General features: G+C 66.6%; 13 protein-coding genes. 9 read left to right on the top strand and 4 right to left on the bottom strand.

Translation table 11 applies throughout. The features are described from left to right. Window positions 1-27 precede the first annotated feature (27 nt). The 4 genes from murQ to NX782_RS18720 are packed head-to-tail and all read left to right on the top strand — an operon-like array spanning window position 28 to window position 5007. Window positions 28-909: an N-acetylmuramic acid 6-phosphate etherase gene (gene murQ / locus NX782_RS18735; protein ID WP_258846995.1), complete on the top strand. Its 882-nt coding sequence runs from the start codon at window positions 28-30 to the stop codon at window positions 907-909. A gap of 55 nt (window positions 910-964) precedes the next feature. Continuing rightward, complete coding sequence (locus tag NX782_RS18730) at window positions 965-2230, top strand: MFS transporter (RefSeq protein ID WP_258846994.1); 1266 nt, start codon at window positions 965-967, stop codon at window positions 2228-2230. A gap of 5 nt (window positions 2231-2235) precedes the next feature. Continuing rightward, window positions 2236-3378 (top strand): acyltransferase family protein, encoded by a 1143-nt coding sequence (locus NX782_RS18725; RefSeq protein WP_258846993.1) that lies wholly within the window; start codon window positions 2236-2238, stop codon window positions 3376-3378. A gap of 60 nt (window positions 3379-3438) precedes the next feature. Then, window positions 3439-5007 (top strand): glycoside hydrolase family 10-like protein, encoded by a 1569-nt coding sequence (locus tag NX782_RS18720; RefSeq protein ID WP_258847011.1) that lies wholly within the window; start codon window positions 3439-3441, stop codon window positions 5005-5007. A gap of 18 nt (window positions 5008-5025) precedes the next feature. Here NX782_RS18720 and NX782_RS18715 read toward each other — a convergent pair whose 3' ends face one another. Then, window positions 5026-5490 (bottom strand): hypothetical protein, encoded by a 465-nt coding sequence (locus NX782_RS18715; protein WP_258846992.1) that lies wholly within the window; start codon window positions 5488-5490, stop codon window positions 5026-5028. Window positions 5491-5691: 201 nt separating this feature from the next. Here NX782_RS18715 and NX782_RS18710 point away from each other — a divergent pair, with 201 nt between their 5' ends. The 5 genes from NX782_RS18710 (at window position 5692) to NX782_RS18690 (ending at window position 10139) form a co-directional block, all read left to right on the top strand. Beyond that, window positions 5692-6624, top strand: coding sequence for an N-acetylglucosamine kinase (locus tag NX782_RS18710; RefSeq protein ID WP_258846991.1), 933 nt, complete (start codon window positions 5692-5694; stop codon window positions 6622-6624). 37 nt (window positions 6625-6661) lie between these two features. Next, entirely contained in the window at window positions 6662-7597 is a 936-nt protein-coding gene (locus tag NX782_RS18705) for an N-acetylmuramoyl-L-alanine amidase (RefSeq protein WP_258846990.1), read from the top strand. A 60-nt stretch (window positions 7598-7657) separates the two neighbouring features. Further along, on the top strand, window positions 7658-8563 hold the full coding sequence (locus tag NX782_RS18700; RefSeq protein WP_258846989.1) for a LysR family transcriptional regulator: 906 nt from the start codon (window positions 7658-7660) through the stop codon (window positions 8561-8563). Window positions 8564-8566: 3 nt separating this feature from the next. Beyond that, a complete protein-coding gene (locus NX782_RS18695; protein WP_258846988.1) occupies window positions 8567-9196 on the top strand; it encodes a M15 family metallopeptidase in 630 nt (209 codons plus the stop codon). A 154-nt stretch (window positions 9197-9350) separates the two neighbouring features. After that, window positions 9351-10139: a hypothetical protein gene (locus tag NX782_RS18690; protein ID WP_258846987.1), complete on the top strand. Its 789-nt coding sequence runs from the start codon at window positions 9351-9353 to the stop codon at window positions 10137-10139. A 19-nt stretch (window positions 10140-10158) separates the two neighbouring features. Here NX782_RS18690 and NX782_RS18685 read toward each other — a convergent pair whose 3' ends face one another. The 3 genes from NX782_RS18685 to NX782_RS18675 are packed head-to-tail and all read right to left on the bottom strand — an operon-like array spanning window position 10159 to window position 13588. Then, window positions 10159-10674: a GNAT family N-acetyltransferase gene (locus NX782_RS18685; RefSeq protein ID WP_258846986.1), complete on the bottom strand. Its 516-nt coding sequence runs from the start codon at window positions 10672-10674 to the stop codon at window positions 10159-10161. Beyond that, the gene (gene dacB / locus NX782_RS18680; RefSeq protein ID WP_258846985.1) at window positions 10671-12332 is read right to left on the bottom strand and encodes a D-alanyl-D-alanine carboxypeptidase/D-alanyl-D-alanine endopeptidase; all 1662 of its coding nucleotides are present in this window, start codon (window positions 12330-12332) and stop codon (window positions 10671-10673) included. Before dacB ends, NX782_RS18685 begins: the two co-directional genes overlap by 4 nt. A gap of 17 nt (window positions 12333-12349) precedes the next feature. Further along, window positions 12350-13588: a spore maturation protein gene (locus NX782_RS18675; RefSeq protein WP_258846984.1), complete on the bottom strand. Its 1239-nt coding sequence runs from the start codon at window positions 13586-13588 to the stop codon at window positions 12350-12352. Window positions 13589-13618: the final 30 nt, after the last annotated feature.

Below are 13618 nucleotides of genomic sequence, written 5' to 3'. Positions count from 1 at the left end.
TGTGATTGGTATTACACTGGTTTTACTATGCTGAACACCGAAACCCCCGCCGCACAACACGCTTCCCTGGACCAATATCCCACCACCGAGCTGGTGAATGTGCTGGTCGACGACCAGTTCAAGGCCGTCGAGGCCGTCCGCGCCGCCGCACCGCGCATCGCCGCCGCCGTGACGGCCGCGCTGCCGCGCATGGAAGCGGGCGGACGCCTGATCTATGTCGGTGCCGGCACCTCTGGCCGCCTGGGCGTGCTGGACAGCGTCGAACTCTACCCCACTTTCTCCTGGCCGCATGGACGCGCGGTGGCGCTGCTGGCCGGCGGCAGCGATGCGATGTTTGTCGCCGTCGAGGGCGCCGAGGACGACCTCGAACAGGGCGCGGCCGACCTGCAGAGCGTGAACGTCACCAGGGACGACGTGGTGCTGTGCATCGCCGCATCGGGCGGTACCCCTTACGTGCTGGGCGCCCTGCGCGCCGCCCGCGCCGCCGGTGCGCTGACGGTCGGTTTCGCCAACAACCCGGACGCGCCGGTCGCGAACGAGGCGGAAATCGGCGTCACCCTGGATACCGGTCCGGAAGCCATCTCGGGCAGCACCCGCCTGAAGGCCGGCACTTCGCAGAAGATCGCGCTGAACAGTTTTTCGAGCGCCCTGATGGTGCGTTTGAACAAGGTTTATGGCAACCTGATGGTAGACTTGAAGGCAACCAACGCCAAGCTGGTGCGCCGGGCGATCCGCCTGACCACCTTTGCGACGGGCGCCGACGACGAATCGGCGCGTCAGGTGCTGGAGCAGTGCGGCTTCCACGTCAAGGTTGCGATCGTGGCCTTGTCCAAGAAAATCCAGGTCGAGCAGGCGCGCGCTTTATTGGACAGCGCGAACGGCAGCGTGCGCGAAGCCCTCGCCAGCTGACTCAGTTCAGCTGACCAGGCGGCAGCGCGCCGCGGCCCGGGATCACGAAAGAGTTATGCAGACATCGCAAGCAAAGAGCCCGTGGCTGTGGGTACCTTCTCTGTACTTCGGCCAGGCGATTCCCTACATCGTCGCCAACTACCTGTCGGTCGTCATGTACAAGGACATGGGGATCTCCAACACCGACATCGCGTTTTACACCAGCCTGCTCTACCTGCCCTGGGTGATCAAGCCGCTGTGGTCGCCGCTGGTCGACATGTTCGGCGCCAAGCGCGGCTGGACCGTCTCGCTGCAGCTGGCGATGGCCGCCGCCCTCGCCGCGGTCGGCACCACACTGCATTTGCCCGCCTTCTTCATGGTCAGCCTGGCCGTCATGTGGCTGATGGCCTTCGCCTCGGCCACCCACGACATCTCGGCCGACGGCTTTTATATGCTCGGCCTGCGCCAGCAGCAGCAGGCGGCCTTCGTCGGCGTGCGCTCCACGTTTTACCGGCTTGCCACATTGGCGGGGCAGGGACCGCTGGTGATCCTGGCCGGCACGCTGGCAGTGACCTTGAACGACGTGTACCAGGCCTGGGCCATCGTGTTCTTCGTGCTGGCCGGCCTGTTCCTGGCGCTGTTTGCCTGGCACCAGGCGGTGCTGCCGCGGCCCGAGGCCGACCGGCCGGCGGCGCCGGGGACGAATCCGCTGCGCGCCTTCCTCGCCACCTTCGGCAGCTTCTTCGGCAAGCGCGACATCTGGCTGATCCTCGGCTTCATTCTGACCTTCCGCCTGGGCGAGGCGCAGCTCCTGAAACTGGTGGCGCCCTTCCTGAAGGACCCGCTGGACAAGGGGGGCCTCGGCCTCACCACCGCCCAATACGGCACCGCCTACGGCACCATCGGCATCATCGCGCTGACCGTCGGCGGCCTGTTCGGCGGCTGGCTCATTTCGCGCCTGGGCCTGAAGCGCTGCCTGTGGCTGATGGTGTTCGCGGTGCACCTGCCGGACCTGGTGTTCGTCTACCTGTCCTCCGCGCAGCCGCAGAACTTCGCCGTGATCTCCGCCTTCCTGGCGATCGAGCAGTTCGGCTACGGCTTCGGCTTCACCGCGATGATGCTGTACATGATCATGGTCTGCGAGGGTCCATATAAAACCGCGCACTACGCGATCTGCACCGGCCTGATGGCGCTGGGGATGATGGTGCCGGGCATGTGGAGCGGCAAACTGCAGGAGATGATCGGCTACCAGCACTTCTTCGTCTGGGTGTGCGTGGCGACGATCCCGGCCTTCGTCATGGCGGCGCTGGTGCGCATCGATCCGGAATTCGGCAAGAAGTGAAGCAGGTGCGCGACGCAAGCAGCCGCCTGGTGTCGCTGGACGCCTTCCGCGGCTTCACCATCGCCGCGATGGTGCTGGTGAATAACCCCGGCGACTGGGGCCATTTGTATTCGCAGCTCGAGCACGCGAAGTGGAACGGCTGGACCTTCACCGACTGCATCTTCCCCTTCTTCCTGTTCATCGGCGGCGTCGCGATGGCGCTGTCGCTGGGCCGCCTGGCCGCCGCCGGCGCCGACCGCCCGAAGCTGCTGCTGAAACTGGCCAAGCGCGCCGCGCTGATCTTCCTGATCGGCTTCCTGCTCAACTTCATGCCCTATTTTAATGTGGAGAAGGTGCGGATACCCGGCGTGCTGCAGCGGATCGCGCTGTGTACGCTGCTGGCCGCGCCCATCGTCGTCTACTGCGGCTGGCGCATGCAACTGGCCGTGATCGCCGGCTTGCTGAGTCTCTATAGCGTGCTGATGCTGCTGGTGCCGGTACCCGGCATCGGCGCCGGCGTGCTCGAGCCCGGGCAGGATTTCGGCGCCTGGATCGACCACGCCTTGCTGGGCAATCACCTGTGGGTGCAAAGTAAAACCTGGGACCCGGAAGGGCTGGTGTCGACGCTGCCGGCCCTGTGCAGCCAGCTGTTCGGCGTGCTGGCCGGGCGCTGGCTGGCCGCCAATGTGAACCGCACCGAACAGACCGTCTGGATGCTGCTGGCTGGCCTGCTGTGTTGCTGGATCGGCGTGATCCTGGATACCATTCTGATGCCAATAAACAAGAGCTTGTGGACGCCGGCCTATTGCTTCCTGATGACGGGCTGGGCGCTGATCGTGTTCTCGAGCTTTTACTGGCTGCTGGACGCCAATCCCTACGCCGCCGTGCGCGAGGCTGCAGCACGCTGGACCAGGCCCTTCGTCATCTACGGCATGAACGCGCTGTTCATCTTCGCGCTGTCGGGTTTCCTGGCCAAGATGTTCGGCTTCATCAAATTCACCCAGCCGGATGGCAGCCTGCGCTCGCTGGGCAAGGCGCTGTATGCGCCGATCGCCGCGCTGCCCATCGGTCCGGTGAATACCTCGCTGCTGTACGCGCTGCTGTTCAACCTCTGCATGTTTGCGGTGGCCTGGGGCATGTGGCGCAAAAAATGGTTCGTCAAAGTCTGAGAAGAATACGGAGTAGTTGTGCAAGCTAATAGGAAACGACGCGCGTTCGCGCTTGCGGGAATGGCCGGTGCGCTGGCGATGAGCGGCCTGTTCTCGGCCTGTACCACGACCCCGGGCGCCGGCAAGATCGCCAGCGCCGGTGCCGGCAATGGCGACACCCCACCACCGGCGCCACGCGAATTTCGCGCCGCCTGGGTCTCGACCGTCGCCAACATCGACTGGCCCAGCAAGCAGAACCTGAACGCCGCCCAGCAGCAGGCGGAAGCCATCGCCATCCTCGACCGCGCCAAGGCGATGAACCTGAATGCCATCGTGCTGCAGGTGCGTCCGTCGGCCGATGCCATCTATCCTTCGCAGATCGAGCCATGGTCGGAATACCTGACCGGGCGCCAGGGCCAGGCGCCCCAGCCCTGGTATGACCCGTTGAAATTCTGGGTCACGCAGGCGCATGCGCGCGGGCTCGAACTGCATGCCTGGTTCAATCCCTACCGTGCGCGCCACAACATCGCCAAATCGCCGGCGGCGCCGAACCACATCACGCGCACCAACCCGGCCGCCGTCAAAACCTACGGCAAGTACGAATGGATGGACCCGGGCGAGGAATCCGCCGTCAAGCAGACGCTGGACGTGGTGCTGGATGTGGTGCGCCGCTATGACATCGACGGCGTCCACATCGACGACTATTTCTATCCCTATCCAATCGAGGCGCCCAATTCGACGGCCGGCAACGAGACTGCGCTGAACGGCAAGGCGGCCAAGGCGGAACTCGACTTCCCGGACCAGCCGGCCTGGCAGCGCTACCTGGCCTCCGGCGGCAAACTCGACCGCGCGTCCTGGCGCCGCCAGAACGTGAACCACCTGATCCAGGCCATGTACGAGGGCATCCACAAGGAGAAGAGCTGGGTGCGCTTCGGCATCAGCCCCTTCGGCCTGGGCCGCCCGGACCGCCGCCCGCCCGGCATCGTCGGCTTCTCGCAGTACGACAAGCTGTACGCGGATGCCGAGACCTGGCTGCAGAACGGCTGGCTCGATTACTTCACGCCGCAGCTGTACTGGTCCATCAAGCAGCCGGGCCAGGCCTATGACGTGCTGCTCGATTACTGGATCGGCCAGAACACCCTCGGCCGCCACATCTGGCCGGGCATGTACACCAGCCGCGTCGGCATCGCGGCGCCGGCCAAGGATTACCCGCCGCAGGAAATCATCGAGCAGATCGCCGTCACGCGCTCGCGTCCGACCGCCGGCGGCCATGTCCACTTCAGCATGGTGGCGCTGATGGAGAACCGCAAGGGCCTCACCGACCAGCTGCGCACCATCTCCTACGCCACGCCGGCGCTGGTGCCGGCCACGCCCTGGCTGGGCAAGGCGGTGCCGGAAGCGCCCTCGGTGGCGGCGACCCGCAAGGGCAGCGCCGTGCGCCTCAAGCTCGCAGCGGGCAAGGTCCACACGATGTTTGCGGTGTGGTCGCGCTTCGGCGGACAGTGGAAGTTCGCGGTGGTGCCGGCCGGGCAGAGCGAATACCTGGTGACCGACGATGCGACCCTGGGCGCGGCCGACCTGGTGGTGGTCAGCGGCATCGACCGCCTGGGCAACGAAAGTGCGCGCGTCAAAGCCTGGAAGAAGGCTTGAGCACGCGCCGCTTGGCGCCTAGCGGGTTTCGGTACCGGCAGCCAGGCGCTCGGCAAGAACGGCGGACACCACGGCCTGAATGACGTGGATCGCCCAGCGCTCGCTGGCCTTGCGCGGCCCGGCCTTGATCTCGCCTTCGGTGATGCCCAGCAGCGGGGCGATGCAGCCGATATTGATGGCATACAAGGCGGTGCCGTACAGCGTGCCCAGGGCGGCCGGCGACAGGGACGGCGCCAGCTTGCGCAGTGCCGGCAGCGCCGCCGCGAAGGCCGCCGACGCACCCAGGTGATTGGTAAATTCGACGAGGCTGGTGCCGGTATCGCCGATCAGCGCGCGCGAACCCGTCAGATGGTCGATCCAGTCGACCGCGTCGCGGTCGAGCGTCTTGGTCAGCGCACCGCTCTTGCGGCCCGCGATCATGACCGCGGTCGTCACCACGCCTGCAATCAGTCCGCCCACGACGGCCGCTTTATATTCTTTCATGAAAGTTCCGCCTCAAAATGTAATGGCAATCGGATGGATACCTTGAGCACCTTACGCTGCCTTGCCGGACGCTTCGGTTCGATATCGAACGGAATGCGCGCCGATGGACAGGTTCAAGCTCGCCATAACATTTAGTCATGCGCATACGTCGGCCTTTCATTCGCGTGCGCTGCCCGGAGAAGCGTACACTTCGCTTCGACCATGATTCAAGCTGCTTCCACCACCCCTGAACTCGGCCTCGGCATCGATGCCGGCGGCACCCAGACCCGTTGGGCGCTCGCCGCGCCGGATGGCGCCATCCTGGCCGAGGGGACCGTCGCCGGGCTGTCCGCCCTGCAGATGGGCACGCCACATGGGCGCGAGTCGGTGCGCGCCACCTTTGCCGAACTGGCTGCCGGCGTGCTGCTGCACGGCGTGCCGACACGCGTGCAGGCCGGCCTGACCGGCTTCGGCGGCGACAGCGAACAATTGCAACGCTGGCTGGCCGAGCTGCTGCATGTGCCGGCGGCCGGCATCCGTTTTTGCAGCGACATGGAAATCGCCTACCGCGCCAGTTTCATGCCCGGCGAGGGCTACCTGGTCTACGCCGGCACCGGCTCGATCGGTGCCTTCATCGATGCCGACGGCCAGTTTCATCGTGCCGGCGGACGCGGCGTGGTGCTGGACGACGGCGGCGGCGGTTTCTGGATCGCCAGGGAAGCGCTGCGCCACATCTGGCGCCTCGAAGACGAAGAGCCGGGCGCCTGGCGCACCTCGAGAATGGCGCAGGCCGTGTTCGACTATGTCGGCGGCGACGACTGGGCCTATTCGCGCCAGTTCATCTACGGCCAGGAACGCGGCGCCATCGGCAAGCTGGCGCTGGCCGTGGCCGCGACCGCGGAGCAAGACCCGGCCGCCGCCGCCATCCTGCGCAATGCCGGCGCCGAACTGGCGCGCCTGGCGCAGGCCCTGATCAAGCGTTTCGGACCGCGTCCGGTGGCGCTGTCGGGCCGCGCGGCCGAACTGCACCCGTCCATCGTGGCGGCGATGCGCGCACTGCTGCCGGCGGAACTGGCATTCCGGCAGACCGCCGGCGGCGCCCATTACGCTGCGGCGCGCATGGCGCTCGAAGGTCCAGGCGCCTCTGCTGCATAATCCCCCTATTGAACATTCGACGAGACCAAGCACACCCATGAAGATCCTTGCCGCCACCCTCCTGGTCGCCCTGCTGGCAGGTTGCGCCACCGGCCCGCAATACGACAAGACCTACACGGCCAAGGGCCAGAGCTCGCGCTCGCGCTTCCTGGTGCTGCATTACACCGTGGCCGACCGCGCGTCCTCGATCAAGATCCTGACCGAGCAGCAGGTGAGCGCCCATTACCTCGTGACCGACGATGCCAAGCCGGTCATCTACAACCTGGTCGACGAGAACAACGCCGCCTGGCACGCCGGCAATTCGAGCTGGAAGAATTTTACGCAGCTGAACAACAGCTCGATCGGCATCGAGATCGTCAACGCGGGCTGGAAGGACACGCCGAACGGCCGCGTCTACGCGCCTTTCCCGCAGTCGCAGATCGACGCCATCATCCCGCTGGTGCGCGACATCGTCACGCGTCACCACATCGCGCCGGAAAACGTGCTCGGCCACAGCGACATCGCCCCGCTGCGCAAGCAGGACCCGGGTCCGATGTTCCCGTGGAAGCAGTTCGCCGACGCCGGCCTGGTGGTCTGGCCGGACGCCACCCGCGTCGCCGCCGTGACCCCGATCTTCCAGACCCAGCTGCCGGATGTGGCCTGGTTCCAGAAGAAGCTGGCGACCTGGGGCTATGGCCTGGTCCAGTCCGGCGTGCTGGACGAGCAGACCCGCACCGTGCTGTCGGCGTTCCAGATGAAGTACCGTCCGGCCAACATCGACGGCATGCCCGATGTGCAGACCGCGTCGCTGCTGGAAGCGCTGACCAATCCGGCCGGCCCGCTGCCGCCGGTACCGGTGGCGCCGCTGCAGACCGCGCCGGTGCTGCCGCCTGCAAGCTCGACCTCGGCACCGGCACCGGCACCAGCACCAGCATCAGCCGTTGCCGAGCCGGCTGCCGTTCCTGCAACACCGCCTGAAAAAGTGCAACACTGATGCTTTGCGGCAGCGCCAGTTTTCCGTATCCTTCTTCCTTCCACTTGAAGGATTGAAGCGATGCGCCTGCGCCATATCGAAGTTTTCCACGCCATCATGCAGGTCGGCACCATCAGCGGTGCCGCCCAGGTTCTGCACATCTCGCAGCCGGCCGTGACCAAGGTGCTGCAGCATGCCGAGCTGCAGCTGGGCATGCCCTTGTTCGAACGCGTGCGCGGCAAGCTGTACCCGAAGCCGGAAGCGCATCGCCTGTTCGCCGAAACCGAGAAATTGAACCGCGACCTGCAGGGCATCCGCCGCCTGGCCGCCAGCCTCAAGAATCGCGCTTGCGAGACAGTGCGCCTGATCTCCACGCCGACCATCGCGATCAGCGTGCTGCCGGCCGCGTTGACGGTCTGGCGCCGCGATTTCGTCCAGACCCGGTGCGAGCTGGCGACCTTCCACACCAGCGAGATCGTGAACGCGCTGCGCCTGGGCGAGGCCGATCTGGCGCTGTCGCTGCAGGACCCGCGCCATCCCGGCATCGAAGCCGAACCGATCGCCTCGGGCAACCTGATGGTGATGGCGCCGAAGGGCACCTGGACCGAGGAAGAATGCCGCGAGCCGATGACGCCCAACGGCCTCAAGGGCGAGCTGATCGGCATGGCCGACCGCGACCCGCTCGGCGAGATGGTGGTCGCGGCCTGCGAAGCCCAGGACGTGCACCCGGTCTTCCACACCGTGGTGCAGACTTACCAGATCGCCCGTTCGCTGGTCGAAGCGGGCGCCGGCAGCGCGGTCCTCGATCCGTTCACGGCCGCCTCCGCGGCGCGCGACAAGGTGCAATGCCGCCAGTGGGCGCCGGCGATCCCGGTCCAGCTCTACCTGCTGACGGCCAGCCACGCGCCGCTGTCGCACGGCGCGCGCGAGCTGGCCAACTGCATCGGCGCGACCGCGCGTGCGCTGTTAGACAAAGGAACGCAGTAAAGCATGACCATCAGTTCTACCGGACCCTTGACGATCGCCAGCGAAGACATCGCCGGCGATCCCGAGTTCCGCCACCTCTCCACCATCGCCGGCATCGCCGTCGACCTGCGTTACGCCACCCCGCATAACTTCATCGGCCGCGACCTGTACTCGCCCTACGACTGCGCCTGGCTGCACGTCGATGCCGCCGCGGCGCTGGAGCGCGTGGTGGCCTGGCTGGCGCAGCAGCGTCCCGGCTATACGGCGCTGGTGCTGGACGCCCTGCGTCCGCAGCGCGTGCAGCAGCAGCTGTGGGATGCCCTGGCCGGCACCGGCCTGCAGATGTACCTGGCCGATCCGGCGCGCGGCTCGATCCACTCCTACGGTATGGCGCTGGACATCACCATCCTCGACGAAGACGGCCGCGAGCTCGACATGGGCACCGGCTTCGACGACATGACCGAACTCTCGCATCCGAAGCTGGAAGAAGGTTTTCTGCAGACCGGCGCACTGACCGACGCGCAAGTCGACAACCGCCGCCTGCTGCGCGACGCGATGTTCCAGGCCGGCTTTGTCGGCATCAACACCGAGTGGTGGCACTTCGATTGCGGCGACCGCAATCTGGTGCGTGCAAGCTTCCGCCGCGTGCTCTGATCTCTTCCCGCACCCCTGTGGCGCCACGCTGACGACTCTCGCACACGCTTGAGCTAACGCATGCACGGTGCATAAGCGACCCTGAAAATTGGACGGTCACAGACATCCAAACACAGGGAGGTGCGTCATGAGAGGCAGGACGAAGGCTCGCGCAATGGCGGTCATGACAGCGGCCGTGGCGGGCGCGCTGGCAGGGTGCGGCACCGGGAACGGCGGCAATCCGCTGGCCTCGCACAGCACGACGGTGGAGTACTACCGCGTATTCGACATCAAGACCGACGTCCCCACGCCGGTGGTCGCCAAGGCAGCCACCGACGGCATCAACCGCAACGTCAAGGACGCGGTGGTGGCGGCGGCGCCCGGGGTCGAGGCAACCGAGCTGCCCGGCCACTTCAAGATCGCCGATCCGACCAGCGCGCCGCCAGGCGCCCCGGTGGCCAAGGGCCTCAGCTGCGACGGCGCCGCCTGGACCGCCAAGGCGACCCCGCGCGTGCGCGGCAGCGAGGACATGAACCTGGTCGCCTGCCTGTTCCCCTACAAGAGCGGCTACCACCTCGACATGGTCGCCGTCTTCACCAAACCCGAAGGCGGCATCATGCAATGGCCGCGGCGGCTCACCGGTGCCGTCCTGGGCACGCCGGAAAAATTCACCGAATCGACGATGATGGACCTGGTGCGCGCGATCCGCGAGAGCACCGGCGCCAACGTCTCGCTGGTGGAAGCGAAACCGAACCTGGCCGGTACGCCGTGGCTGGAGCCGGGCAGCAAAACCGCGCAGGCCGACACGGGTGGTGGTGCTGCGAATAGCGCGGGGAGTAGCGCGGGAAGCAGCACGGCAACCGCCAGCGCGGCAGGCGCGACCACGGCCGCGGCGGCGCCCACGACGGCGGCGCAGCCGGGCAGCGCGCCCGGTGCGGCGAAACCGAGTTCGGTGCCGGAGTAGCCGGAGTAGCCGGCGTAGCTTACAGCGCCAATTGCATGGCCTGCTCGAGCAGGGCCGAGCCGGGGCGGATGGGCGCGGGCACACCGGCATTGCGGAAGCCTTTACGCTCGTAGAGCCGGATCGCGTCCTGGTTGTCGACCACGACGCCCAGCTGGACCAGGCGGGCGCCGATGCTGCGCGCCCAAGCCAGTGCTTCGTCGACCAGGGCGGATGCGGCGCCGCGACCGCGTGCCTCCGGTGCGACCCACATCTGGAACAAATTCACGATGCCGGCATCGTCGGCGTCGCATTTGGCCCAGAGCAGGCCGAGCATGGCGCCGTCCGCGGCGGTCGATTCCGCGACCAGCGGGCAGTCGCGGCCCGACACCTCGGCTGCCATCAGGCGCGCCATCCACAGTTCGTGGGCCCAGCTTTCTTCGAGCGCGAGGCTGCTGCCGAAAGCGTTCGGCGCATCGGCCAGCGAGCGCAGGCGCAGGGCGCGGTAGGCCGGCCACTCGCGCGCCGTGAAGCGGCGGATGCGGACGTCGCTGCTCACTGGCTGACCGGCGCGGGTGCGGGTGCGGCGGACGGCAGCGGCTGGCCCTGCTGTTGCGTGTTTTGTTGCGTGCCTTGCTGCGGCAGCGTTTGCGGCTGGGCCGGCGGTGTGGCCAGCATGCCTTCCGGCGTCGGCTGCGGACCCGGCGTGGTCTGGTTCGGCGCCGCCTGCCCCGGTATCGGCAGTACGGGCTGCGCAGGGCCGCCCAGGCGCGTCACCCAGTCGACCAGGCTGTCGACCACGGCGCGGCCGCGGCCATTGCCGGCCAGATTGCTGTTGACCATGGCCACCACCACCAGCTGCTTGCCGGTGGCGTCAGGCACATAGCCGGCCAGGGCGACGACGTTGCTGAGGGTGCCGGTCTTCATGCGCGCGCGGCCGGCAGCCGGGGTGCCATGGAGGCGGCGGCGCATGGTGCCGTCGACGGCGGCGATCGGCATGCTGGACAGGAATTCGGGTGCCCAGGGGCTGCGCAGGCCGGCCTGCAGCAGGCCGCCCATCGTCAGCGGCGTAATGCGCTCGGTGCGCGACAGGCCGGAACCGTTTTCGAGCACCAGGCCGGCATCGTCGATGCCGTGGGCGCGCATCCAGTTGCGCACGGCGGCGTCGCTGCGCGAGAAAGTCGTCTCGGCGCTGCCGGCCTGGGGACGGCTGCCCAGCAGCGGGTCCGCTTCCAGCGCACCCAGGCTCAGGAAGATCAGGCGCGCCAGCAGGTTGTCCGAAGGCTTGTTGGTATCGCGGACGATTTCCGGCAGCGTGCGCGACAGGTGCGCCGCCAGCTGGCGCGCGTCGGGCGGCGTCGCGCCTTCGATGGTGGTGCCGCTGATGCTGCCGCCGAGCCGTTTCCAGGTCGCGCGGAACAGGCGGTCCACGTATTCCTGGCGGTCGACCACGTTGATCGAATAGCTCTGGTTGCAGTTCTTCGGGAAGGTCCCGTGCAGCATCACCTTGATGCTGCCGTCTTCCTGCGACACCGCTTCCGGCAGCTTCCAGCCGCTTTCCCAGTTCTCGCAGTTGGCGTCGATCAGCTTCATGTCGTGCGCCACCGTCACGCCCTGCAGCGCCGGCTGCATCTGCACCTTCAGCTGCTTGCCGGTCGAGCGCAGGTCCAGCTGCAGCATGTTCTTGTTGATCATGGCCGCATCGGGGATCACGTTGTAATACGCTTCCGGCGATTCGTCGAAGGGCGCCACGCCGAGATCCGCGCGCGCCGGATTGAACAGCTGGCGGTCGATCACGAGGCGGCCCTGGATCTTGCGGATGCCCTGGTAGCGCAGGCTGCGCAGCATGTTTTCGAGTACTTCGCCCGAGAGATCGGTGTCGCCGCCGCCGCGCAGCACCAGGTCGCCCTTCAGGGTGTCGCCCTGCAGTTCGCCGGTCGTGCGCAGCTCGGTGCGGCTGCGGAACACCGGTCCCAGGGTCTCGAGGCCGACCAGGGTGCTGACCAGCTTCATGGTCGAGGCCGGCTGCATGGGACGGTCGGCCAGGTGCGAGATCACGGTCTGGTTATCGCGCAGCACCAGCACGCTGACGGCGTCTTCCGCGATGCCGGTCGTGCGCAGGGCCTGGGCCACCGGTTCCGGCAGCTGGGCGTGGGCGAGCGCAGGGATGAGGGCGGCAAGGGCGGTAGCGAGGGCAAGCGAACGAAGACGGAACATGCTGGTCCTTTAAAAAATTATCCGAAGAACACGTAAGCCACGGAGATGGCGGCGATGATACCGGCCAGGTCCGCGATCAGGCCGCAGGAGATGGCGTAACGGGTCTTCTTCACGCCCACCGAACCGAAGTACAGGGCGACGATGTAGAAGGTGGTATCGGCCGAGCCCTGGAAGATGCAGGCCAGGCGGCCGACGAAGGAATCCACGCCATAGGTCTTCATGGCGTCGATCATCATCGCCTTCGAGCCGCTGCCGGACAGTGGCTTCATCAGCGCGGTCGGCAGGGCCGGGGTGAAGGCGGTGTCGATGCCGGCCAGGCGGATCAGCCATTCCAGGCCCTGCACCACGAAGCCCAGCACGCCGGAATTGCGGATCACGGAAATCGCCACCAGCATGCCCACCAGGTAGGGGATGATGGTCAGCGACGTCTGGATGCCGCCCTTCGCGCCCTCGATGAAGGCTTCGTACACGTTCACGCCCTTGCGCATGGCGCCGACGATGAACACCACGATGATCGCGAACAGGATCAGGTTGCTGGTGACCTTGGAAAAGGTTTCGATTTCCGGTTTGCTGAGGTAGGTGGTGAGGTACCAGATGAAGGTGACGATGGCCGCCGTCATGCCGCCCAGCCAGCTCAGCACCACGCCGTTGAGCAGGTTGATGCGCTGGCGGATGCTGACGGCGATGATGCCGGTGACGGTGGCGACATAGGTCGCGATCATGCAGGGAATGAAGATGTCCGACGGGTCGCGCGCGCCGAGGATGGCGCGCTGGGCCATGATCGCCAGCGGAATCAGGGTCAGGCCCGAGGTGTGCAGCACCAGGAACATGATCTGGGCGTTGCTGGCCGTGTCCTTTTGCGGGTTGAGCGTTTGCAGGCTTTCCATTGCCTTCAGGCCGAAGGGCGTGGCGGCGTTATCGAGGCCCAGCAGGTTGGCCGAGAAATTCATCACCATGTGGCCGGTGGCCGGGTGGTCTTTCGGGACTTCCGGGAAGATGCGCGAAAAGAAGGGCGAAATCACTTTCGCCAGCCAGCCGACCGCGCCGGCCTTTTCGCCGATGTTCATGATACCCAGCCACAAGGTCATCACGCCGGCCAGCGGCAGGGCGATGTCCATCACGCCCATCTTGGCGGAATCGAAGGTGCCGTCGATGATGCGTTTGAAGATCTCGGTATCCCCGAGAAAGAGCCATTGGGCCAGCGCCGCGACGAAGCCAACCAGGAAAAAGCCGATCCAGATGTAATTCAGAGCCATGGGATGAAAGTCAGGGCGCGCCTGCGCTCG

Origin of the sequence: Massilia norwichensis, from assembly GCF_024753245.1 — a bacterium.
Classification (GTDB): Bacteria; Pseudomonadota; Gammaproteobacteria; order Burkholderiales; family Burkholderiaceae_D; genus Telluria; species Telluria norwichensis.
Note: the sequence above shows the minus strand (reverse complement) of the source record. Positions and strands in the feature narration are given on the sequence as shown.

Coding starts and splice junctions, on each gene's coding strand:
- murQ (WP_258846995.1), top strand. CDS start 28: ATGCTGAACACCGAAACCCCCGCCGCACAACACGCTTCCCTGGACCAA.
- NX782_RS18730 (WP_258846994.1), top strand. CDS start 965: ATGCAGACATCGCAAGCAAAGAGCCCGTGGCTGTGGGTACCTTCTCTG.
- NX782_RS18720 (WP_258847011.1), top strand. CDS start 3,439: ATGGCCGGTGCGCTGGCGATGAGCGGCCTGTTCTCGGCCTGTACCACG.
- NX782_RS18715 (WP_258846992.1), bottom strand. CDS start 5,490: ATGAAAGAATATAAAGCGGCCGTCGTGGGCGGACTGATTGCAGGCGTG.
- NX782_RS18710 (WP_258846991.1), top strand. CDS start 5,692: ATGATTCAAGCTGCTTCCACCACCCCTGAACTCGGCCTCGGCATCGAT.
- NX782_RS18705 (WP_258846990.1), top strand. CDS start 6,662: ATGAAGATCCTTGCCGCCACCCTCCTGGTCGCCCTGCTGGCAGGTTGC.
- NX782_RS18700 (WP_258846989.1), top strand. CDS start 7,658: ATGCGCCTGCGCCATATCGAAGTTTTCCACGCCATCATGCAGGTCGGC.
- NX782_RS18695 (WP_258846988.1), top strand. CDS start 8,567: ATGACCATCAGTTCTACCGGACCCTTGACGATCGCCAGCGAAGACATC.
- NX782_RS18690 (WP_258846987.1), top strand. CDS start 9,351: ATGGCGGTCATGACAGCGGCCGTGGCGGGCGCGCTGGCAGGGTGCGGC.
- dacB (WP_258846985.1), bottom strand. CDS start 12,332: ATGTTCCGTCTTCGTTCGCTTGCCCTCGCTACCGCCCTTGCCGCCCTC.
- NX782_RS18675 (WP_258846984.1), bottom strand. CDS start 13,588: ATGGCTCTGAATTACATCTGGATCGGCTTTTTCCTGGTTGGCTTCGTC.